Source organism: Pseudomonas panipatensis, from assembly GCF_900099785.1.
Taxonomy (GTDB): Bacteria; Pseudomonadota; Gammaproteobacteria; order Pseudomonadales; family Pseudomonadaceae; genus Pseudomonas; species Pseudomonas panipatensis.
This window is the reverse complement of record NZ_FNDS01000008.1, coordinates 123,659-145,355: the sequence shown is the minus strand read 5'-3', so window position 1 is coordinate 145,355 and position 21,697 is coordinate 123,659. Positions and strand designations below refer to the sequence as shown.

Annotated in this window: 21 protein-coding genes; 13 read left to right on the top strand and 8 right to left on the bottom strand. The window is 66.0% G+C overall.

Going from position 1 to position 21,697, the window contains the following annotated elements; genetic code table 11:
• Positions 1-3: 3 nt before the first annotated feature.
• Positions 4-1,518 carry a threonine ammonia-lyase, biosynthetic gene (ilvA, locus tag BLQ74_RS19050; RefSeq protein WP_090265508.1) on the bottom strand — a complete coding sequence of 505 codons (1,515 nt, stop codon included), beginning with the start codon at positions 1,516-1,518 and terminating at the stop codon, positions 4-6.
• A gap of 135 nt (positions 1,519-1,653) precedes the next feature.
• On the opposite strand from ilvA, the gene rpiA reads away from it, so the two are divergent.
• From rpiA to BLQ74_RS19010, 8 genes are all read left to right on the top strand, one after another.
• Positions 1,654-2,325, top strand: coding sequence for a ribose-5-phosphate isomerase RpiA (rpiA, locus tag BLQ74_RS19045; RefSeq protein ID WP_090265082.1), 672 nt, complete (start codon positions 1,654-1,656; stop codon positions 2,323-2,325).
• Between the two features lie 96 nt (positions 2,326-2,421).
• A complete protein-coding gene (locus tag BLQ74_RS19040) occupies positions 2,422-2,754 on the top strand; it encodes a YegP family protein (RefSeq protein ID WP_090265080.1) in 333 nt (110 codons plus the stop codon).
• A 102-nt stretch (positions 2,755-2,856) separates the two neighbouring features.
• Positions 2,857-3,873: an AraC family transcriptional regulator gene (locus tag BLQ74_RS19035; protein WP_090265078.1), complete on the top strand. Its 1,017-nt coding sequence runs from the start codon at positions 2,857-2,859 to the stop codon at positions 3,871-3,873.
• Between the two features lie 275 nt (positions 3,874-4,148).
• Entirely contained in the window at positions 4,149-5,198 is a 1,050-nt protein-coding gene (locus tag BLQ74_RS19030) for an ABC transporter ATP-binding protein (protein WP_090265075.1), read from the top strand.
• On the top strand, positions 5,195-6,109 hold the full coding sequence (locus BLQ74_RS19025; protein WP_090265073.1) for an ABC transporter permease: 915 nt from the start codon (positions 5,195-5,197) through the stop codon (positions 6,107-6,109). Before BLQ74_RS19030 ends, BLQ74_RS19025 begins: the two co-directional genes overlap by 4 nt.
• Entirely contained in the window at positions 6,106-6,894 is a 789-nt protein-coding gene (locus BLQ74_RS19020; RefSeq protein ID WP_090265071.1) for an ABC transporter permease, read from the top strand. The genes BLQ74_RS19025 and BLQ74_RS19020 overlap by 4 nt, the downstream gene beginning before the upstream one ends.
• Positions 6,895-6,931: 37 nt before the next feature.
• The gene (locus BLQ74_RS19015) at positions 6,932-7,990 is read left to right on the top strand and encodes an ABC transporter substrate-binding protein (RefSeq protein ID WP_090265069.1); all 1,059 of its coding nucleotides are present in this window, start codon (positions 6,932-6,934) and stop codon (positions 7,988-7,990) included.
• A 240-nt stretch (positions 7,991-8,230) separates the two neighbouring features.
• Positions 8,231-9,265, top strand: a complete 1,035-nt coding sequence (locus BLQ74_RS19010) for a histone deacetylase family protein (protein ID WP_090265068.1) — start codon at positions 8,231-8,233, stop codon at positions 9,263-9,265.
• 86 nt (positions 9,266-9,351) lie between these two features.
• Here BLQ74_RS19010 and BLQ74_RS19005 read toward each other — a convergent pair whose 3' ends face one another.
• The 3 genes from BLQ74_RS19005 to BLQ74_RS18995 all read right to left on the bottom strand — a co-directional run bounded on the left by BLQ74_RS19005 (position 9,352) and on the right by BLQ74_RS18995 (position 12,120).
• Positions 9,352-9,723, bottom strand: coding sequence for a NirD/YgiW/YdeI family stress tolerance protein (locus tag BLQ74_RS19005; protein WP_090265066.1), 372 nt, complete (start codon positions 9,721-9,723; stop codon positions 9,352-9,354).
• A gap of 189 nt (positions 9,724-9,912) precedes the next feature.
• On the bottom strand, positions 9,913-10,578 hold the full coding sequence (locus BLQ74_RS19000; RefSeq protein ID WP_090265064.1) for a fumarylacetoacetate hydrolase family protein: 666 nt from the start codon (positions 10,576-10,578) through the stop codon (positions 9,913-9,915).
• A 147-nt stretch (positions 10,579-10,725) separates the two neighbouring features.
• Entirely contained in the window at positions 10,726-12,120 is a 1,395-nt protein-coding gene (locus tag BLQ74_RS18995) for an FAD-binding oxidoreductase (RefSeq protein ID WP_090265062.1), read from the bottom strand.
• Positions 12,121-12,329: 209 nt separating this feature from the next.
• Between BLQ74_RS18995 and serA the strand changes: the two genes are divergently transcribed.
• Entirely contained in the window at positions 12,330-13,559 is a 1,230-nt protein-coding gene (gene serA, locus BLQ74_RS18990; protein ID WP_090265061.1) for a phosphoglycerate dehydrogenase, read from the top strand.
• A gap of 65 nt (positions 13,560-13,624) precedes the next feature.
• On the opposite strand, the gene BLQ74_RS18985 is transcribed toward serA, so the two are convergent.
• The 3 genes from BLQ74_RS18985 to BLQ74_RS18975 form a co-directional block, all read right to left on the bottom strand.
• Positions 13,625-14,062, bottom strand: coding sequence for a DUF4399 domain-containing protein (locus tag BLQ74_RS18985; RefSeq protein WP_090265059.1), 438 nt, complete (start codon positions 14,060-14,062; stop codon positions 13,625-13,627).
• Between the two features lie 183 nt (positions 14,063-14,245).
• Positions 14,246-14,740 (bottom strand): 2-thiouracil desulfurase family protein, encoded by a 495-nt coding sequence (locus BLQ74_RS18980; RefSeq protein WP_090265057.1) that lies wholly within the window; start codon positions 14,738-14,740, stop codon positions 14,246-14,248.
• A gap of 127 nt (positions 14,741-14,867) precedes the next feature.
• Positions 14,868-15,491 carry a 2OG-Fe(II) oxygenase gene (locus BLQ74_RS18975; RefSeq protein WP_090265056.1) on the bottom strand — a complete coding sequence of 208 codons (624 nt, stop codon included), beginning with the start codon at positions 15,489-15,491 and terminating at the stop codon, positions 14,868-14,870.
• Positions 15,492-15,590: 99 nt separating this feature from the next.
• Here BLQ74_RS18975 and BLQ74_RS18970 point away from each other — a divergent pair, with 99 nt between their 5' ends.
• Positions 15,591-16,331 (top strand): hypothetical protein, encoded by a 741-nt coding sequence (locus BLQ74_RS18970; RefSeq protein WP_090265054.1) that lies wholly within the window; start codon positions 15,591-15,593, stop codon positions 16,329-16,331.
• A gap of 159 nt (positions 16,332-16,490) precedes the next feature.
• On the opposite strand, the gene bipL is transcribed toward BLQ74_RS18970, so the two are convergent.
• On the bottom strand, positions 16,491-17,429 hold the full coding sequence (gene bipL / locus BLQ74_RS18965; RefSeq protein WP_090265505.1) for a phospholipase BipL: 939 nt from the start codon (positions 17,427-17,429) through the stop codon (positions 16,491-16,493).
• 112 nt (positions 17,430-17,541) lie between these two features.
• On the opposite strand from bipL, the gene BLQ74_RS18960 reads away from it, so the two are divergent.
• The 3 genes from BLQ74_RS18960 to BLQ74_RS18950 all read left to right on the top strand — a co-directional run bounded on the left by BLQ74_RS18960 (position 17,542) and on the right by BLQ74_RS18950 (position 21,318).
• Complete coding sequence (locus tag BLQ74_RS18960; RefSeq protein WP_090265052.1) at positions 17,542-18,123, top strand: DUF6436 domain-containing protein; 582 nt, start codon at positions 17,542-17,544, stop codon at positions 18,121-18,123.
• Between the two features lie 87 nt (positions 18,124-18,210).
• Positions 18,211-18,717 carry a transcriptional regulator gene (locus BLQ74_RS18955; RefSeq protein ID WP_090265050.1) on the top strand — a complete coding sequence of 169 codons (507 nt, stop codon included), beginning with the start codon at positions 18,211-18,213 and terminating at the stop codon, positions 18,715-18,717.
• Positions 18,718-18,927: 210 nt separating this feature from the next.
• On the top strand, positions 18,928-21,318 hold the full coding sequence (locus BLQ74_RS18950; protein ID WP_090265048.1) for a penicillin acylase family protein: 2,391 nt from the start codon (positions 18,928-18,930) through the stop codon (positions 21,316-21,318).
• Positions 21,319-21,697 lie beyond the last annotated feature (379 nt).

Genomic DNA, 21,697 nt, shown 5'->3' with positions numbered 1-21,697 from the left:
GGTTCAGCCGAGGAACAGCTTGTAGGCCGGGTTGTCGCTCTCGTCCCAGTACGGATAGCCGATCTCGTCCAGCGCCGCCGCCACCAGGTGGCGCTCCTCCTCCGGCACCTGCAGGCCGGCGACCACGCGGCCGTCGGCGGCACCGTGGTTGCGGTAGTGGAACATGGTGATGTTCCAGCGCCCGCCGAGCTTGTTGAGGAAGTTGAACAGCGCGCCGGGACGCTCCGGGAACTCGAAGCGGAACACCTGCTCGTCGCTGACCCGCGCCGCGTGGCCGCCGACCATGTGGCGGATGTGCAGCTTGGCCAGTTCGTTGTCGGTCAGGTCGAGCACCGGGAAGCCCTGGCCACGCAGATGCCCGACCAGCGCCGCGCGCGGATCGTTTTCCGGGTGGGTCTGCACGCCGACGAAGATGTGCGCTTCGCGTTCGGTGTTGTAGCGGTAGTTGAATTCGGTGATCTGGCGCTTGCCGATGGCCTCGCAGAACGCCTTGAAGCTGCCCGGCCGCTCGGGAATGGTCACGGCGATGATGGCTTCGCGCTTCTCGCCCAGTTCGGCGCGCTCGGCGACGTGGCGCAGGCGGTCGAAGTTGATGTTGGCGCCGGAGTCGATGGCCACCAGGGTCTGCCCGCTGGCCTGCTCGCGCTCGACGTACTTCTTGATCCCGGCCACGGCCAGGGCGCCGGCCGGCTCGGTGATTGAGCGGGTATCGTCGTAGATATCCTTGATCGCCGCGCAGATTTCGTCGGTGCTGACGGTGATCACCTCATCCACGTACTGGCGGGCGATGTCGAAGGTGTGCTGGCCGATCTGCGCCACCGCCACGCCGTCGGCGAACAGCCCGACCTGGTTCAGCACCACGCGCTCGTCGGCGGCCAGGGCGGCCTGCAGGCAGTTCGAGTCGTCCGGCTCGACGCCGATGACCTTGGTCTCCGGGCGCAGGTATTTCACGTAGGCGGCGATACCGGCGATCAGCCCGCCACCGCCGACCGGGACGAAGATCGCGTCGAGGCGACCGGGGTGCTGGCGGAGGATTTCCATGGCCACGGTGCCCTGGCCGGCGATCACGTCCGGGTCGTCGTAGGGATGGATGTAGACGTAGCCCTTCTCCTCCACCAGCTTCAGCGAATGCGCCAGCGCTTCGGGGAAGGCGTCGCCGTGCAGCACCGCCTTGCCGCCACGGGCGCGCACGCCCTGGACCTTCAGCTCGGGGGTGGTGCGCGGCATCACGATGGTCGCCTTGATGCCCAGCTCGCGCGCCGCCAGGGCCACGCCCTGGGCGTGGTTGCCGGCCGAGGCGGTGACCACGCCGCGCGCCAGTTCCTCGGCGGTCAGTTGCGCCATCTTGTTGTAGGCGCCGCGAATCTTGAAGGAGAACACCGGCTGCAAGTCCTCGCGCTTGAGCAGGACCTGGTTGCCCAGGCGCTCGGAGAGCTGGCGGGCCGGTTGCAGGGGCGTTTCCACGGCGACGTCGTAGACGCGCGAGGTGAGGATCTTCTTGACGTACTGTTCGAGCATCGACGGATACATTCGCGGGCTGGCGGGGAGCGGGAAGTCTACTCCAAGAAATTCCGCCCTGGCGCGGCAAATCCACATTCGCCGGGCACCCCCGCTATAATTCGCCGCTCCGCCATCTCCCCCGGAACCGCGTACATGAACCAGGACCAGCTCAAGCAGGCCGTCGCCCAGGCCGCCGTCGACCATATCCTTCCGCACCTCGACAGCAAGAGCATCATCGGGGTCGGCACCGGCTCCACCGCCAACTTCTTCATCGACCTGCTGGCCAGGCACAAGGCCGAGTTCGACGGCGCCGTGGCCAGCTCCGAGGCCACCGCCCAGCGCCTCAAGGGCCACGGCATCCCGGTCTATGACCTGAACAGCGTGAGCGAGCTGGAGTTCTACGTCGATGGCGCCGACGAGAGCAACGAGCGCCTGGAGCTGATCAAGGGCGGCGGCGCCGCGCTGACCCGCGAGAAAATCGTTGCCGCGGTGGCCAAGACCTTCGTCTGCATCGCCGACCAGAGCAAGCTGGTGCCGATCCTCGGCGCCTTCCCGCTGCCGGTGGAAGTCATCCCCATGGCCCGCAGCCACGTAGCCCGCCAACTGGTCAAGCTGGGCGGCGACCCGGTGTACCGCGAGGGCGTGCTGACCGACAACGGCAACATCATCCTCGACGTGCACAACCTGCGCATCGACAGCCCGACGCACCTGGAAGAGCAGATCAACAACATCGTCGGCGTGGTCACCGTCGGTCTGTTCGCCGCGCGCCCCGCCGACCTGCTGCTGCTCGGCACCGCCGAGGGCGTGAAAACCCTCAAGGCCTGAGCCTTGCCCCGATCGCGCCCCGCCCGGGGCGCGGTACTGGCCAGCCGCCATCCGGCAGCTAGGCTTGCCTTGTTCCCGACACCGACGGAGGCAGCCATGGCCGCGAAATACCATCTGAAGCGGGCCAGCGATGGTCAGTTTCATTTCAGCCTACACGCCAGCAATGGCGAGATCGTCCTCTCCAGCGAACTCTACAAAGCCAAGGCCTCCGCCCGCGACGGCATCGAATCGGTGCGGCAGAACGCCCACCGCGACGGCGCCTTCGAGCTGAAGGTGGCGGTCAACGGCAAGCATTACTTCGTGCTCAAGGCCAGCAACGGCCAAGTGATCGGGCAGAGCCAGATGTATGCCAACCGCGCCAATGCCGAAGGCGGGGTGGCGGCGGTGAAGCGCTACGCCAGCGACGCCGGAATCAGCGACGACTGCTGAACGCGGCCTCCCGAGGGCGATGCGCTGGCACGGGCAAACGACCCCAGGCTACATTCAGGACAGTGCAACCGTGATCGCTCGCTTTGCCACACGAGGGTTCCAATGCCTGCATTCCAGCTTCCCGAGCAGCGTATCCTGACCACCCTGCACACCGTGGTCCTGGCCACCGAGGTGCTCAGCCAGGCCGGCATTCCACGGGCGCGCTTGCTGGAGGGCAGCGGCATTGCCGAGGCCGACCTGCAGAACGCGGAGAAATTCGTCAGCCACGCCCAGGAGCTGCGCGTCTTCGCCAATGCCTTGAGCTGTCACCAGGACCCGGCGCTGGGCCTCTACCTCGGCCTGCGCATGCATGTCTCGGCCTACGGCATCCTCGGCTACAGCATGCTCGCCAGCCGCACCCTGCGCGATGCCCTGCAGCACGCCATGCACTACCCCGACCTGCTCGGCACCTACTTTCGCCTGGCGCTGCAGGATCACGGCGACGAGGTCCGCCTGAGCGCCGATGGCTATCGCTACGCCCCGGAACTGACGGTCTTCAACACCGAGCTGTGCATGACCTCGCTGCTGACCGTGGTCCGCGACCTGCTCGGCGAATCGGTGCGCCCGCGCCGCCTGCTGCTGGCCTACCGCCCGCCGCTGCACGCGCATGCGTATGCCGAACGGCTCGGCTGCCCGGTGGAGTTCGGCGCCCCGACCAGCGCCCTGTGCTTCGGCCCGGCGCTGCTCGAACGCCCGCTGCCGCTGGCCGATCCGGTGAGCTGCCGCAACGGGCTGCAGCAATGCCAGCGCCTGAGTGCCGCGCTCAGCAGCCGCGGCGATATCCTCGACGTGATCCGCCGCCACCTCGCCAATCACCTGCAGGAGAGCCGCAGCCTGGAAACCGTGGCGCGCCACCTGCACCGCTCCAGCCGCACCCTGCGGCGGCACCTGCAGCAGCACAACACCAGCTACCAGCAAGTGCTCGACGAGGTGCGCTACGACAAGGCTAGGCAACTGCTGAAAGACACCGACCTGCCGATCTACCTGATCGCCGAGCAACTCGGCTACAGCGAGACCGCCAGCTTCCGCCATGCCTTCCAGCGCTGGAGCGGCTACAGCCCGAGCCTTTACCGCGGCTGATCCGCAGTCGCGCATCGCCCAGGTCCACACGCGCCATCCGGCGACCTTCGTCCGCGCGGCTCGGGCCGGGCGATCGCGGCCGCCATCGGCTCCTGGCCAGTCCCGACGTCATGCAAACGGCCCATGAACTTGGCCTGATTTATCCCTTATTGGCCTGTTCTATCGTTCTGCCCTTTCCGAAAGGCGGTTCATTATCAAGCCGCAGCTAGGTGAAGCGATCGTCAGAATCGCAAAACCTCAACAATAACAACTGCTTAACTGCATGGTATTGAAGTATGACCAGCGCGATTGCCATCGAGCGAATCGGCATGGAATTCGGTACCCCCGGCCAAGGCCTCAAAGCCCTGGACGACGTGTCCCTGGACATCCGCGCCAACGAATTCTTCACCCTCCTCGGCCCGTCCGGCTGCGGTAAAACCACTCTCCTGCGGCTCATCGCCGGCTTCGAACAACCCACCTCCGGCAGCATCCGCCTGTATGGCGAGCCCATGGAGGGCCTGCCGCCCTTCCGCCGCCCGGTCAACACCGTGTTCCAGAGCTACGCCCTGTTCCCGCACATGACGGTGGCGCAGAACATCGCCTTCGGCCTGGAAATGCAGGGCAAGGCCAAGTCCGAGATCGATGCCACGGTGAAGGCCATGCTCGACCTGGTGCGCCTGCCCGACGTCGGCGCGCGCCGCGCCGACCAGTTGTCCGGCGGCCAGCAGCAGCGCATCGCCCTGGCCCGCGCCCTGGCCAGCCGGCCCAAGGTGCTGCTGCTCGACGAATCGCTGTCGGCGCTGGACCTGAAGCTGCGCAAGGAAATGCAGATCGAACTCAAGCGCCTGCAGCACGAAACCGGCATCACCTTCATCTTCGTCACCCACGACCAGGAGGAAGCCCTGACCATGTCCGACCGCATCGCGGTGATGAGCAAGGGCAAGGTCATGCAGGTGGGCTCGCCCACGGAAATCTACGAAGCGCCGGTCAATCGCCTGGTGGCCGATTTCATCGGCGAGACCAACTTCCTCGAAGGCGAGGCCTATGCCCACGGCGTGGTCCTCGCCGACGGCCAGGTGCTCGCCACCGGCACCATCCAGTCCGGCAAGGTGACCCTGGCGATCCGCCCGGAGCGCACCGAACTGGCCCATGACGGCCAGCTCGAAGGCCTGGTGGAGAACATCGTCTACGTGGGCACCGACACCGTGTACCACCTGAATATCGGCGGCAGCAGCGGCTTCCGCGTACGCCAGCAGAACCGCGACGGCGCGCACACGCCCCACGCGCCGGGCAGCCGGGTCCGCGTGCGGGTGCCCGGCAACGCCATCCGGGTACTCGCCGAATGAGTACGCTGCGCCTGCAAGCCGAGCGCAAGAGCCTGCGCGCGCGGCTGGCGCTGACCACCCCGGCCATGTTCATGCTGCTGGTATTCCTGGTCCTGCCGCTGGGCATCATGTTCGCCGTGTCGATCCAGGCGCCGGGCGACTACGGCGGGGTCAAATGGGGCCAGCACACCCTGGAGGCCTACCTCAACTTCCTCTGGGAGCGCGACCTGGACGACGCCCTGGTGTTCAACACCGACTACCTGGGCATCTTCCAGCGCTCCTTCTGGCTCTCCATCCTGACCACCCTCGGCTGCCTGCTGATCGGCTATCCCACCGCGCTCTACCTGGCGCTGCAGGACGAACGCCGGCGCAACCTGCTGCTGTTCCTGGTCACGGTGCCGTTCTGGACCAACCTGCTGGTGCGCGTCTACGCCTGGATCCTGCTGCTGCGCAACGGCGGCCTGGTCGACGAGGGCCTGCACGCCCTGGGCTTCAGCGACGCCGCCATCGGCCTGCTGTACACCGACAAGGCCGTGATCATCGGCCTGCTCTACACCTACCTGCCGTTCATGGTGCTGCCGATCTACACCAGCCTGGAGAAGATGGACTGGCGCCTGGTGGAGGCCGCCTTCGACCTTGGCGCCAATCGCTGGAAAGCGCTCAAGCGGATCATCATCCCGCTGTCGATGCCCGGCGTGGTGGCCGGCGGCATCCTGGTGTTCATCCCCTCGTTGGGCAACTACATCATTCCCGAGCTGCTCGGCGGCGGTAAGTCGCTGATGATCGGCAACCTCATCCAGTTGCAGTTCGGCACCGCGCACAACTGGCCGTTCGGCGCCGCGCTGTCGTTCGCCCTGCTCGCCTTCGTCCTCGCCGCCATGCTGATCTACAGCATGCGCTTCAAGCAGGGCGCCGCCGGAGGTCACCCATGAACTCGCTGAATCCCTTGTGGCGCTTCACCGGCGTGCGCCCGGCCGCCTGGCTGTTCTTCGCCTTCCTCTACGTTCCGATCCTGGTGCTGGTGGTGCTGAGCTTCAACAGCGGCCAGTCGGCGACCCTCTGGGAAAGCTTCAGCCTCAAGTGGTACGCGGTGGTGGCCAACGACCCGGAGATCGTCCGCGCGGCGAAGAACTCGCTGATGGTCGCCAGCCTGGCCACGCTGATCTCCACCGCGCTGGCCACCCTGGCGGCGCTGGGCATGCGCGGCCGCGCCTTCCGCGGCCAGGGCTTGATGAACGGGGTGCTCGGCCTGCCGCTGCTGGTGCCGGAAATCGTCACCGCGGTGGCCACGCTGATGTTCTTCGCTTTCATCGGCCTGAAGCTGTCGCTGTTCACCATCCTCATCGCCCACGTGGTGTTCTGCATCCCCTTCGCCTACCTGCCGATCCGCGCCCGCCTGGAAGGCATGGACCCGCGCCTGGCGGAAGCCGCCGCCGACCTCTACGCCTCGCCGTGGAAAGCCTTCTGGCGGGTGACCTGTCCGCTGCTGATGCCCGGCATCCTTTCCGGGGCGATGCTGGCCTTCATCATCTCGATGGACGACTTCGTCATCACCTACTTCGTCGCCGGCGCCGGGGCCACCACCCTGCCGGTGTACATCTTCAGTTCCATAAGAATGGGGATATCTCCGAAGATCAATGCGATCTCCTCGATCATCCTCCTGATTTCCATCGCGTTCGTTGCGTTGTCGTACTACGTCGGCCAGCGCCGGCGCTGACTGCCTCCCGATAACAACTACCCAAGGAGCTTCACCGATGACCATCCGCCGCTCACCCCTCGCGCTGGCCCTGAAGGCCGCGCTACTCGCGGGCGTCACCCTGGCCAGCCAGGCCCATGCCGAAGGCACCCTGCACTTCGCCAACTGGTCCGACTACTTCCCGCCGGATCTGCTGAAGAAATTCGAGAAGGACACCGGCATTCACGCCACCCTCGACTCCTACGACAGCAACGAAACCCTGCTCGCCAAGCTCAAGGCCGGCGGCGGCGCCTATGACGTGGTGGTGCCCTCGGACAGCTTCATCGAAATCTTCGTCAAGGAAGGCCTGCTGCAGAAACTCGACAAGGGGCAACTGTCGAACCTGGCCAACCTCAAGGACAAGTTCAAGACCCTCAGCTACGACCCCGGCCACGACTACACCGTGCCCTACCTGTGGGGCACCACCGGCTACAGCTACGACAGCGCCAAGGCGCCGGGCGGCCAGTTCGAGGAAAGCTGGAAGCCCTTCTTCGAGCCGCCGACAGACTTCAAGGGCAAGGTGGTCGCGCTCAACTCCATCGACGACCTCTGGGCCCCGGCCACCTATTACGCCGGCGTCGACGAGTGCACCGAAGATCCCAAGGCGGCGGAGAAGGTCCTCGACCTGCTGCTCAAGCAGAAACCCATGCTGGCGATGTACAACAGCGACGGCACCATCGAACGCATGGCCGCCGGCGAGGTGTACATGCACCAGCAATGGAACGGCGCCTTCCACCGCGCCCACGCCCAGCGCGCCAGCCTGGTCTACGTCTATCCGAAGGAAGGCATCCGCCTGTTCATCGATAACCTGGCGATTCCCAAGGACGCCACCAACGTCAAGGAAGCCCACGCCTTCCTCAACTGGATGATGCAGCCGGAAAACATCGCCGCCGCCTCCAACTTCGCCAAGTACAACAACGCCATCACCGGTTCCGAGAAGTTCATGGAGAAGGAGCTGTTCGACGACCCGGCGATCAACACCCCGACCGACAAGCTGGACCGCCTGAAGCCCTTCCAGCTCTGCTCGCCGAAGTCCCTGGCGCTGCGCGCCAAGGTCTGGACCAAGCTGAAGAAGTAAGCCAACGCTGCGCCGGCGGGGCCCCGGCCCCGCCAGGCAAGCGCACGGACAGACCGCCTATCCATCCGCCTTTCTGAGCGCTCACCGGGTTGCGCCCGGCGAGCGGCTGCCGATGCGACCGGCCGAACACCGCCCTGGGCTGCCCAGGCGTCCGGTGCGGCCCCGGCCATGCGCGTCGCCGGGACCGGCCAGATCAACACCCAAGACGGGCGCCCGGACAGCGCCCGAGGAGTACCGACGATGTTGACGATCTACAGCGATGACCATCGCCTGCACCACGGCCAGCACGAGCTGATCGGCGGCCAGTTCACCCCCTGCTATGAGAAACCCAGTCGCGCCGACATGGTCCTCGACCGGGTCAAGGCCGTGACCCTGGGCGAGATTCAGGGCCCGCGCGGGTTCGGCCTGGAGCCGATCCTGCGGGTACACAGCGAAGGCTTCGTGAACTTCCTCCAGCACGCCTGGCGCGATTGGCTGGCCACCGGCCGCAGCCACGACATGCTGCCGATCGCCTGGCCCAACCGGCGCCTGCGGCAGAAAGAACCGGACAGCATCGACGGCCGCCTCGGCTACTACAGCTTCGATGCCGGCGCACCGATCACCGCCGGCACCTGGCAGGCCATCACCAGTTCGGTGAACGTGGCCCTGACCGGCCAGGCCGAACTGGCCAAGGGCGCGCGCTCGGTGTTCTCCCTGTGCCGCCCGCCGGGACATCATGCGTCGGCCGATTTCATGGGCGGCTACTGCTTCTTCAACAACGCCGCCATCGCCGCCCAGGCGGTGCTCGACCAGGGCGCCGCGCGGGTGGCCATCCTCGACGTCGACTATCACCACGGCAACGGCACCCAGGACATCTTCTACGACCGCGCCGACGTGCTCTTCACCTCAATCCATGGCGACCCGCGCTTCGAATACCCGTACTTCCTCGGCTACGCCGACGAGAAGGGCCAGGGCGTCGGCGAAGGCTTCAACTTCAACTACCCGCTGGCTTCCGGCAGCGACTGGTCGGTGTGGAACCTGGCGCTGCAGGCGGCCATCCGCCAGATCGGCGCCTACGCCCCGGACGTGCTGATCGTCTCCCTCGGCGTGGACACCTTCAAGGAGGACCCGATCTCGCAGTTCAAGCTGGACAGCCCGGACTACCTGCGCATGGGCGAGAGCATCGGCAAGCTGGGGCTGCCGACACTGTTCGTCATGGAGGGTGGCTATGCGGTGGAGGAGATCGGCATCAACGCGGTGAACGTGCTGCAAGGCTTCGAAAGCACCCATCGCTGAACGCCGCGCATAAAAAGGCCGCGTCGCCCCAGGGGAGGGAGGACGCGGCAACCGTGGATCGGGATGAACGGGGCGGCGCGGGGCGCTTACTGGATGATTTCCAGCTGATCGACGTCGATCTCATGGCGCTTGTGGTCGACGTCCACTTCACCGCTCAGGCGCACCTTGGTGCTCTCGGAAACGGCTTCGGCGGGCCACTGCCGGCTGCCGATCTCGACGCGGATGCTGCCGCTGGCGTCCTTGAACTGGTAATGCTCGCCCTCGATGCGCTTGACGATGCTGCCCTCCAGCCGTACCGGGGTGTCGTCCGCGGCGGTCAGCGCCTGCTTCACCGTGGTGAGCGGGGTGGCGGTGGTCGCTGCCGCGCTGTCGCTGCCCGGACCGACATAACCGGCGGCGACGCTGGCGCCCGAGAACAGGGCAATGGCGCCGAGCAGGGAGAAATGACGCAGTTTCATGGGGTGCCTCCTGGCTGATTTCGTTGGGCCCAGGCTAGGCAGCGACGCTGAAACAAGCCTGAATTCGCCCTTAAGCCAGGATTAATCCGCCGCCGGCATTCACCCGGCGTGCGCATCCGTGGCAAACCGATAACCGCCCAGGCAACGAAAAGGCCGCCCTGCGGCGGCCTTCGTCGGACCTTGCGCGGCTCAGAGCACGCGGCTTTCGAAGCGGCTGGCGCCCGGCAGTTCGAGCACCAGGGCATTGCCATGCTTCAGCGGTCCCACCCCGACCGGCGTGCCGGTGGACACCACATCGCCCGGCTGCAGGGAGAAATGCCCGCAGATGTGCTGGATCAGCGGCACGATCGGATTGAGCATGTCGCGGCTGTTGCCATCCTGACGCACCTCGCCATCGATGCTCAGGCGGATGCCGATGTCGGCTGGATCGGGGAAATGGTCGGCGCTGACGAAGGGCGCGAGGACGAAGGCGCCGTCGAACGACTTGGCCAACTCCCAGGGCAGGCCCTTTTCCTTCAGCTTGGCCTGCACGTCGCGCAGGGTCAGGTCCAGCGCCGGCGCATAGCCGGAAATGGCATCCAGCACTTCCTCGCGGCTCGGCTGGCGCGACAGCGGCTTGCCGATCAGCACGGCGATCTCCGCTTCGTAGTGCACGTCGCCACGGCCTTCGGGAATGGCGAAGCCACCCTCGCTCGGCACCACGCAGGAGCCCGGCTTGATGAACAGCAGCGGCTCGGTGGGCACCGGGTTGTTCAGCTCCTTGGCGTGCTCGGCATAGTTGCGCCCGACGCAGACCACCTTGCCCAGCGGGAAGTGGATACGGGTGCCATCGACATACTGATGCTGGTAACTCATTACCGACTCCTGAACGGATGGAAAGGATTCTGCCGGCCAGGGCTCGCGATCCCGGGCGGTAGCGGCCGCCTGCCGGCGCTGCGCGCCACGTCCGGCGGCGCTGCACGTGAAAAGGGCCGGTGAACCGGCCCTTCTGGGTAACTCGACTTACTCGGCGAAGATCTTGCCCGGGTTCATGATCCCGTTGGGATCGAACACCGCCTTGACCGCTTTCATATAGCCGATCTCGGCCTCCGAGCGACTGTAACCCAGGTAGTCGCGCTTGGTCATGCCCACACCGTGCTCGGCGGAGATCGAGCCGTTGTACTTCTGCACGGTCTCGAACACCCACTTGTTGACGGTGGCGCACTTGGCGAAGAACTCGTCCTTGGACAGGTTTTCCGGCTTGAGGATGTTCAGGTGCAGGTTGCCGTCGCCGATGTGGCCGAACCAGACCACTTCGAAGTCCGGGTAGTTGGCCTCGACGATCGCATCGATGTCCCTGAGGAAAGCCGGGACCTTCGACACGGTGACCGAGATGTCGTTCTTGTACGGCGTCCAGTGCGAGATGGTCTCGGAGATGTACTCGCGCAGCTTCCACAGGTTCTGCAGCTGCTGCTCGCTCTGGCTCATCACGCCGTCCAGCACCCAGCCCTGCTCGACGCAGTGCTCGAAGGTGGCCAGGGCCTCGTTGGCCACTTCCTCGGTGGAAGCCTCGAACTCCAGCAGGGCATAGAACGGGCAGTCGGTCTCGAAGGCCGGCGGCACGTCGCCGCGCGCCATGATCTTGGCCAGCGCCTTGTCGGAGAAGAACTCGAAGGCGGTCAGGTCGAGCTTGCTCTGGAACGCGTGCAGCACCGGCATGATCGAATCGAAGTCAGGCGTGCCGAGGACCATCGCGGTGAGGTTCTTCGGCGTGCGTTCGAGGCGCATGGTGGCCTCGACCACGAAGCCCAGGGTGCCCTCGGCGCCGATGAACAGCTGGCGCAGGTCGTAGCCGGTGGCGTTCTTGATCAGGTCCTTGTTCAGTTCGAGCAGATCGCCCTTGCCGGTGACCACCTTCAGGCCAGCCACCCAGTTGCGGGTCATGCCGTAGCGAATGACCTTGATACCACCGGCATTGGTGCCGATGTTGCCGCCAATCTGACTGGAACCGGAAGACGCGAAGTCCACCGGGTAGTACAGCCCCTGCTCTTCGGCGAAGGTCTGCAATTGCTTGGTGACCACGCCCGGCTGGCACACCACGGTGCGGTCGAAGGCGTTGAAGTCGAGAATCTTGTTCATGTAGTCGAAGGCCACCACCACTTCGCCATTGGCGGCGACGGCGGCGGCGGACAGGCCGGTGCGACCGCCCGAGGGCACCAGGCCGACCTGGTGTTCATTGGCCCAGCGAACGATGGCCTGAACCTGCTCGATGCTCTTCGGGAAGGCGATGGCCAGCGGCGCCGGAGCGAAATGCTTGGTCCAATCCTTGCCGTAGGTCTCGAGGGAATCGGCGTCGGTGAGCAGCTTGCCGGGCTCCACCAGGGGCTTCAGCGATTCGATCAGGGCTTCGCGGGTCATTGAAGGAACTCTCAAATGGTTCATGGTCGTCCTGAGAACAGCTCAGGTCGCAACCGGGCAAGGAAAAGGGAGAACATGCTAGCATACGCACCCCATGCAGATCGCCTACAGGCGCCGAGCTGCCTGGCACCGGCCGGTTCGGCCAGAGCTGTTCGATTTCTAGCCACTCTATTCGGAACCACGGGCTCCGGGACTACAGGTTCAAGCAGATGAGCAAGACTTCTCTCGACAAGAGCAAGATCAAATTCCTTCTTCTCGAAGGCGTCCACCAAAATGCGGTGGATACCCTCAAAGCCGCCGGCTACACCAACATCGAGTACCTCAAGGGTGCGCTGTCCGGTGAAGAGCTGAAGGAAAAGATTGCCGATGTGCACTTCATCGGTATCCGCTCCCGTACCCAGCTCACCGAAGAAGTCTTCGAGGCTGCCAAGAAGCTGATCGCCGTCGGCTGCTTCTGCATCGGCACCAACCAGGTCAACCTCGACGCCGCCCGCGAGCGCGGCATCGCGGTCTTCAACGCGCCCTACTCGAACACCCGCTCGGTGGCCGAACTGGTGCTGGCCGAAGCCATCCTGCTGCTGCGCGGCATCCCCGAAAAGAACGCCTCCTGCCACCGTGGTGGCTGGATCAAGTCGGCGGCCAACTCCTTCGAAATCCGCGGCAAGAAGCTGGGCATCGTCGGCTACGGCTCGATCGGCACCCAGCTCTCGGTACTCGCCGAAGCCCTGGGCATGCAGGTCTACTTCTACGACGTGGTGACCAAGCTGCCGCTGGGCAATGCGCAACAGATCGGTTCGCTGCACGAACTGCTCGGCCTGTGCGACATCGTTTCCCTGCACGTGCCGGAACTGCCGTCCACCCAGTGGATGATCGGCGAGAAGGAAATCCGCGCCATGAAGAAGGGCGGCATCCTGATCAACGCCGCGCGCGGCACCGTGGTCGAGCTGGATCACCTGGCCAACGCAATCAAGGACGAACACCTGATCGGCGCCGCCATCGACGTGTTCCCGGTCGAGCCGAAGTCCAACGACGAAGAATTCGAAAGCCCGCTGCGTGGCCTGGACCGCGTGATCCTGACTCCGCACATCGGCGGCTCCACCGCCGAAGCCCAGGCCAACATCGGCCTGGAAGTCGCCGAGAAACTGGTCAAGTACAGCGACAACGGCACCTCGGTGTCCTCGGTCAACTTCCCCGAAGTGGCCCTGCCGTCGCACCCGGGCAAGCACCGCCTGCTGCACATCCACGCCAACATCCCGGGCGTGATGAGCGAAATCAACAAGGTGTTCGCCGACAACGGCATCAACATCTCCGGCCAGTACCTGCAGACCAACGATAAGGTCGGCTACGTGGTGATCGACGTCGACGCCGAGTACTCCGATCTGGCGCTGGAGAAGCTGCAGCACGTCAACGGCACCATCCGCAGCCGCGTGCTGTTCTGATCGCAGTCGCTGTTCGGACATGAAAAAGGGAGGCTTCGGCCTCCCTTTTTCATGTCATGCCCGCCTCATTTGACGGTAATGGTGATCTTCTGCGACTCCACCGGCGGGTCGAGCGGCACGTGGTTCTTGTCGCCGACCAGCAGTTGCAGGGTGTGCTTGCCCGGCGGCAGGGTGAGTTCGGTCTCGGTCTGGCCCTTGCCGAAGTGGCGGATGTTATCGTTCGCCGGCAGCGGCTGGTCCATCGCCGGCTGCTCCTTGAGATCGACCAGCAGGTGATGGTGGCCGGTGTTCGGCGAGTCGACACCGGCGGGCGCCACGCCCATGCCCTTGAGGCCGAACTTGACGGTGAAGGTCTTGCCGACGGTGGCGCCGTCATGCGGTTCGATGAAATACACCTTGGCACCTTCGGGAGCCTGGGTGCGCGGCATGCCCTCCGCCATGGTCGCGGCGGAGGCGGCGAGCAGCAGGCCGGCAAGGCCGAGGCAAGGCAACATGAGCTTCATGGAGTTCTCCTGTGACACGGGTATGGAAAGCGCGGGCGGACCGCCAGGTTCCCGACGAATAGCAGCGGCGCTCGGTGACGTGGCACACCATACCTGAGCGCAAAGGTCCGCCTGGAGCACTCAGCATAGGCATCCCTGCGCAGGGCTCAAGCGGAATAGTGCGGCAAAGGCTCTCCGAATGCGTCAGCCACCCGCCTCCAGACCGGCCAGGCAGACCGCCGCCGCGTCCAGTTCCTCTTCGCTGAACACCAGCACGCCGAGGCGTTTCAGGGCAGCCGCGGTCACGCCCTCGCCGGGCACCCGCATGCCGGAAAAGCTGCCGTCGTAGTTCTCGCGGTTGCCGCAGGACGGACTGCGCGCCTTGAGGATGGCCAGGCGGATATCGTGGGCGCGCACCAGCTCGACGGCCTGTTCGGCACCTCGAATGAAAGCGGCGCTGACGTCCTCGCCGTGCACGGTGAACACCTGGCTCAGGCCATCCAGCACCCTGCCGCCGCGACCGCCGGGAATCTCCGCTGGCGGCCGTGGCGTTGGCAGGCCGCCGGCCACTTCCGGGCAAAGCGCCACCACGCGCCCTTGCGCCTGCCAGCGGGCCAGCAGATCGAAGGGGCCATGGCTACCGCCGTCGTAGCGCACCCGATGTCCCAGCAGGCAACGGCTGACGAGAATCTTCTGCATGAGCGAACCACTCCTTTGCGATGGGCAAAGACTAGCGCGTCGATCCGCGAGGGTCACGCCAGGCGACGCTACGCCCAGCGGTTGGCGGGACAGCCTTGCTTCGGCCGGGTCCCCGCCCCGCCGAGCCTCAGAGCGGCGCGTCGCCGCGGCGGCGGAACCAGCCGGTGAGCGACAAACGCTCGCGCTCGGCCGGCAGCACTTCGTGGGGAAACTCCCCGGAGAGAAACACCACCAGGCTGCCGCCCAGCGGTGCGATATCGCGCGCCGAACCATCCGCCAGGTACAGACGCAGCGCTCCACCCTGTTGCGGCAGCCAGGACGGATTGAGGTAGAGCACCGCCGATACGCTGCGCCGGTCGTCATCGCGGAAGCGATCCAGGTGCTTTTGATAGAAAGCGCCCGGCGGATAAAGCGCGAAGTGGCACTCGAAATCCTCCAGCCCCAGGTACAGGCTGCGGTTCAGCTCCTGGCGCAGGGCATCCATGAGCGCCAGATAGCGGTCGCAGGCCGGCGATTGGCCCGGCTCCAGCCACTGGATGCGATCGCCGCGAATGCCCTCGCGCACCGCCTGCCCCTCGCCGCGACCGACCGAAGCGGCGGCGAGCTGGCCGGCCTGCGCACGGGCGCGACACTCGTCGGCCAGGGCCTCGGTCAGCTCAGCGGAAAGGAACACGCTTTGCAGCGACCAGCCCTGTTCGGCCAGGTCGTCGGCGATATGTTGCAGCAGGGGGGAATCGGGATATTGGTTCATGCGCTATTGTAACGCCCGCCACAAGCGCCTCGACAAGCGAGGCCAGGCTTGCCGACAATAGCCGCGGCGAACGCAAGCTGTCGCCCGGAGGAACCCGAATTGCGTGCACTGCTAGCCCTAGCCCTGCTGATGCTGGGCCTACCCGTCCTGGCCGACGACTATCAGCGCCTGTACCAGGTGGCCGGCTGGCCCGAGCAACGCGCGCACTTCAACGATGCCCTGCATGCGGCGCAGAAGCGCTACCAGAACAACCTGCCGCCCGCGCTGTACCAGGCCCTGGTGGACAACAGCAACCAGCGCTTCGCCCCGGCGCAGATCGACGCCCGCGCGCTCGACGGCCTGCGCCAGAACCTGCCGGACAGCGGCCCGGCGCTGGCATTCTTCCAGTCCCCGCTGGGACACAAGATCAGCGCTGCGGAAACCCTGGCCACGCGCAGCGACCAGTTGGCCCATTACGCCGGCGGCCTGCCGCGCCAGCAGGTCAGCGAGCAACGCCGGCAGATCGCCCACCGCCTGAGCCAGGCGCTGCCGGCCCGCGAAGCCGGCGCCGAGGTCAGCATGGCGCTGGCCAGCGTCGCCGCCGACAGCCTCAGCCAGATGCTGCCGGGCTTGCTCGGCCAGGGCCAAGGCCAGGGGATGCTCGAAGGTCAGCGGCAGAACCTCATGCAGCAGATCGGCGCCGACCTCGATAACACCCTGCTCTACGTCTACCGCGGGCTGTCCGACAACGAACTGGGCGCCTTTGCCGAATTCGCCGAATCGCCCGCCGGCAAGGCCTATTACCAGGCAGCGCTGGCCGCGGTCAGGGCCGGCCTGTCGGCCAACGGGAATACGCCCTAGGTCCGCACGGAAACTTCCCGCGCCTCGGCAAGCCCAGGCCTGATAAGGGAATCCGCTAGTATTTGCGCACCGTAGAACGAGGTGGCGCCGCAGGACAGGCGCAGGGAGCCAGGAACAGCCCCTCCGCTCTACGGTCCCACCCCGCCGTGTCTCCCCCGCCTACAACAACCGCTCGCCGAGAAACTGGAAATAGCGCTGACGCAGGGTTTCGCTCTCGTTGGCCAGATGATGCCGCGCGCCGCTCAGCAGCAGGCAATCGATCCGCTCGAACTTGTCCTCCAGCACCCTCAGGTTGTGGCGCCAGTCCACCGTTTCGTCCGCATCGCCCTGCACCACGAGCAGCCCCTGGGCGCTCGCGGGCGCGGCTTCGATGCGCGGTATCCAGCGCGCCAGCGCGCCCACCCAGGCGGTGGGCAGGGTGCGCGGCTGCAAGGGATCGCGCTCACGCAGGAAGGCGAGGAATTCAGGGTCGTTGGAGTTGTCGCTGAAACGCCGCGGAATCGAACCGACGAAGGGTTTCAGCAACTGATAGCTGAGTTTCGACCAAGCCCAGGCGCGCGGCCGCACCAGCGGCGCGAGAAGCAGAGTACGCCCGAGTTCCGGGCGCGGGGCGCCGGTCAGCAGGTAGTCGAGAAGGATGGCGCCGCCGGTGCTCTGCCCGCAAAGGTGCCAGGGCTGCGGCAAGCCGAGTGCGTCGGCCTGCTCCAGCAGACCGGCGAGCACTGCCTGGTACTCGCCGAAATCGCCGATGCTCGCCGCCTCGCCGCCGGACAGCCCATGTCCGGGCAGGTCGCAGGCCAGCACCGCCAGCCCCAGCCCCACCGCCCACTCGATCACATGGCGATACAGCCCCATGTGGTCGTAGTAGCCGTGCAGCAGCAACAGACTGCCCTGGGCCAACGGCGGCCGCCAGTATTGCGCGGCGATGCGGTAACCGGCGCACTCGAAGACCCCCAGGCGGCTTTCCAGACCGGGGTAGCGGTCGCGCAGGTCGAGCCCGTAGTAGGACTGGTAACCGAGTACCTGGCTGTCCAGTTCGGCTGCGGCCAGGGGTCGCAGGCGTTGACGCAGGGATTCGGGCTGGAAGGCTTCAGGCATCAGGGGCCCCGCTGGGAGTGGCGTGCGCCGGCGAATGCGCGGACGCTTGCCGGGATATTCTGCCGCGCGCGCAGGCGTGGCAATCTTGCCGGCTATCTTACCGGTATTCGCCATGACTTCCCGCCGTCGCCTGCTGCTCTCCTGCCTGCTCGCCCTGCTCTGCGCCATCGGCCTGCTGAGCGCCTACCAATGGTTCCAGGGCCGCTACATTCGCCCATTCAGCCAGCAACCGACCCTCTTTGCCGGCGACATCCTGCAGCTGCCCGCGGAATTGGCCGGGCCGGGGCCGATCCGCCTGGTGCATTTCTGGGACCCGGCCTGCCCGTGCAACGTCGGTAACCAGCAGCACCTCGTCGAACTGCTGGCGCGCTTTGCCCCGCAAGGGGTGGCGTTCTATTCGCTGCAGAAACCCGGCAGCCGTGGCCAACTGCCGAGCACCCTGGCCGGCTTGAAGGCGCTCGCCGGAGTGCCCGGCGCCGAACAGTTGCCAGCCAGCCCGGCGGTGGCGATCTGGGATCGCCAGGGGCGCCTGGCCTACTTCGGCCCCTACAGCGAAGGCGCCACCTGCAGCTCCAGCAACAGCTTCATCGAGCCGGTCCTCGAAGCCCTGGTCAGCGGGCGGGCGGTGAACGCGACCCACACCCTGGCATTGGGCTGTTATTGCCCCTGGAACCCGACCGGGATCAAACAATGATGCGCTTTTCTCCGCCGGCCGCCCCAGCCTGGCTAGACTGGGGCGACCGGCCCATGAAGGGCCGGTCCCGCGATAAGGAGCTACAGCATGCGTCTACGTTCGACCCTCGTCCTCTGCGCCCTGCTCGCCACGCCACTGCTGGCCAGCGCCGATGACCAGACCAACGCCAGCGGCCAGGACGTGCTGAAGGAGCACAAGGCAGAGATCCAGAATCGCCTGGCCGACATCGACTACAAGCGCAAGCGTATCGTCGAGGCCAACATGGGCCTGAGCGACAAGGAAGGCGAAGCCTTCTGGCCGATCTACAACACCTACCGCACCGAGGCCGACAAGCTCAGCCACGAAAGCCTGGGTTTGCTGGCCGACTACGCCAAGTCCTATAACACCGGCAAAGTCTCGGACCAGGATGCCAGCAAGCTGATCAAGCGCGTGGAGGACCTGCAGAGCCGCCGCCTGGACCTGCGCAACAAGTATGTCGCGCGGATCGCCAAGACAGTGTCGCCGACACGCGCCATGCGCTTCCTGCAGATCGAAACCCAGCTCGACGCCATGATGGTCCTGGATGTCGGCAGCCAGGTACCGCTGGCCGAATAAGCCAGTCCCCGACCCGCACCAGTGCTTCTGGTGCGGGCAACTGCTCCGCGTTTCCCTCCGCCGCGCTCCCAAGCGCGCCATCCAGAGCCTCTCGCGCCCGCCCGCCTCACCTTTCGCAGCATCGACATCCAGTGACCACCTTGGTTAGTCTGAGGAGTTTTCTGCCAGACCCCCACGCGCGCCTCAGCACAAAACAACAAGGAGAGCTGAATGAAACGCCCCCTGACAGTCCTCGCCCTGGTCATCATGGCCGGCACGGGAAGCGCTGCCTGGTACCTGCACGGCAAGCAGCCGATCCGCGACGGCCTGGCGCAACTGGGTGGCCTGCAGGCCGAGGTCGTCGTGCGTTACGACGAGCGCGGCGTGCCGCATATCCGCGCACAGAACGAGACTGACCTGTACCGTGCCCTGGGCTACGTGCATGCCCAGGACCGGCTGTTCCAGATGGAGATGATTCGCCGCCTGGCCCGCGGCGAACTGGCCGAGGTGCTCGGCCCCAAGCTGGTGGAGACCGATCGCCTGTTCCGCAGCCTGCGCCTGCGCGACCACGCCGCCGAATACGTCGCCAGGCAGGACAAGCAATCGCCGGTCTGGCTGGCGCTGCAGGCCTACCTGGATGGCATCAACCAGTACCAGGCCAACCACCCGCGACCGCTGGAATTCGACGTACTGGGCATTCCCAAGCGCCCCTTCACCGCCGAAGACACCGTCGCCGTTTCCGGCTACCTGGCCTACAGCTTCGCCGCCGCCTTCCGTACCGAGCCGGTGCTGACCTACATCCGCGACACCCTCGGCAGTGACTACCTCAAGGACTTCGACCTGGCCTGGCACCCCGAGGGCATGCTGAAGCAGTCCGGCGCGCTGGCCGCCGCCGACTGGCGCGACCTCAACGCCATTGCCCGGCTGAGTCGAGAGGCCCTGGAGGCTGCCGGCCTGCCACAGTTCGAGGGCAGCAACGCCTGGGCCGTAGCCGGAAGCCGCACGCGCAGCGGCAAGCCGTTGCTGGCCGGCGATCCGCATATCCGCTTCGCCACCCCCTCGGTGTGGTACGAAGCGCAGCTCAGCGCGCCAGGCTTCGAACTCTACGGTCACCACCAGGCGCTGGTGCCCTTCGCCATGCTCGGCCACAACCTGCAGTTCGGCTGGAGCCTGACCATGTTCCAGAACGACGACCTCGATCTGATCGCCGAGAAGGTCAACCCGGACAATCCCAACCAGGTCTGGTACCACGGCCAGTGGGTCGAGCTGAAGAGCGAGGAGCAGAGCATCGCGGTCAAAGGCCAGGACCCGGTTCGCCTGACGCTGCGCAGCTCGCCCCATGGCCCGCTGATCAACGATGCCCTCGGCAATGCTGGCGGCAAGACACCGATCGCCATGTGGTGGGGCTTCCTCGAGACCGAGAATCCACTCCTCGACGCCTTCTACCGCCTGGACCGCGCCGACACCCTGGACAAGGCCCGCGGCGCCGTCGCGAACATCCAGGCGCCGGGGCTCAACGTGGTCTGGGCCAACGCCAGCGGCGATATCGCCTGGTGGGCCGCGGCCAAGCTGGTCAAGCGCCCGGCCGGCGTCGACCCCAACTTCATTCTCGATGGCAGCGGCACCGCGGCGGACAAGGATGGCTTCTACCCATTCAACGAGAATCCGCAGGAAGAAAACCCGCCGCGCGGCTATATCGTCTCGGCCAACTTCCAGCCGCTGCCCGCCAATGGCCGGCCGATCCCCGGTTACTACAACCTGGCGGATCGTGGCCGGCGGCTGAACCAGCGGCTGAGCGACAGCAGCGTGAAGTGGGACCTGCAGAACAGCCAGGCATTGCAACTGGATACCGGCACCGGCTACGGCCCGCGTACCCTGGCCCCGCTGCTGCCGATCCTCCGTGACGCAGCGGGCAACGCCGAAGAAAAGGCCCTGGTCGAGCGACTGGCGCAGTGGCAAGGCGATTACCCGCTGGATTCGGTGGCGGCCACGCTGTTCAACCAGTTGCTCTACCAGATCGCCCACGACGCCATGCATGACGAACTGGGCGATGCCTTCTTCGATAGCCTGCTGTCCACGCGCGTGCTGGACAGCATGTTGCCACGCCTGACCGCGGATGCGGACTCGCCCTGGTGGGACAAGCGCGCCACGCCGCAGAAGGAAACCCGCGCGGACATCGTCAAGGGTGCCTGGCAGGCCAGCCTCGAACACTTGCGCGAGTTACTCGGGCCGGATCCGGCGCACTGGCAATGGGGCAAGGCGCACACCCTCACCCATGTCCACCCGTTGGGCATGCAGAAGCCGCTGGATCGCCTGTTCAATGTCGGCCCGTTCGAGGCGCCCGGCAGCCACGAGACGCCCAACAATTTCTCCGCGCGCGTCGGTCCGGCGCCCTGGGAAGTGACCTATGGCCCCTCGACCCGGCGCCTGATCGACTTCGCCGACCCGGCCCATGCGCTGGGCATCAACCCCGTCGGCCAGAGCGGAGTCCTCTTCGACGCGCACTATGCCGACCAGGCGCAAAGCTACGTCGAGGGGCTGTACATGCCGGAGCACTACCTGGACGAGGAAGTGAAGGCCAACAGCAAGGGGCTGCTCAAGCTGGAGCCCGCCAACCGCTAGCCGCAGCCGATCGGCGGAGGGCAGAAACGACGAACCCCGCCAGGCGGGGTTCGTCGTTTTCGCTGTAGGGACTGCAGGAGGTGCCGTGGCTCCCTGGCGCGCTATTTCCCCTAGGGATAACTCGGGGTCTTGTATTCGGCGCCACCTCCCGCGTTGGTGCGTTGCTTCTGCACAAAAAGTCGTCCGGCGCCGTGATTGCCGACCAAGCTGCGGGGAAAAGCCAGCGATCCGCGACGAACACTTGAATAGTAGATGGCAATCGCGCGGAAGTATGAGAGGAATCACGCCAGAAGATTCTGAGAAACCCTGTAGGCCTCCGCGAGTGGAATAAGTCGTCCCGCCACAAAGAACACGGGCCACCCGAAGGTGGCCCGTGGTT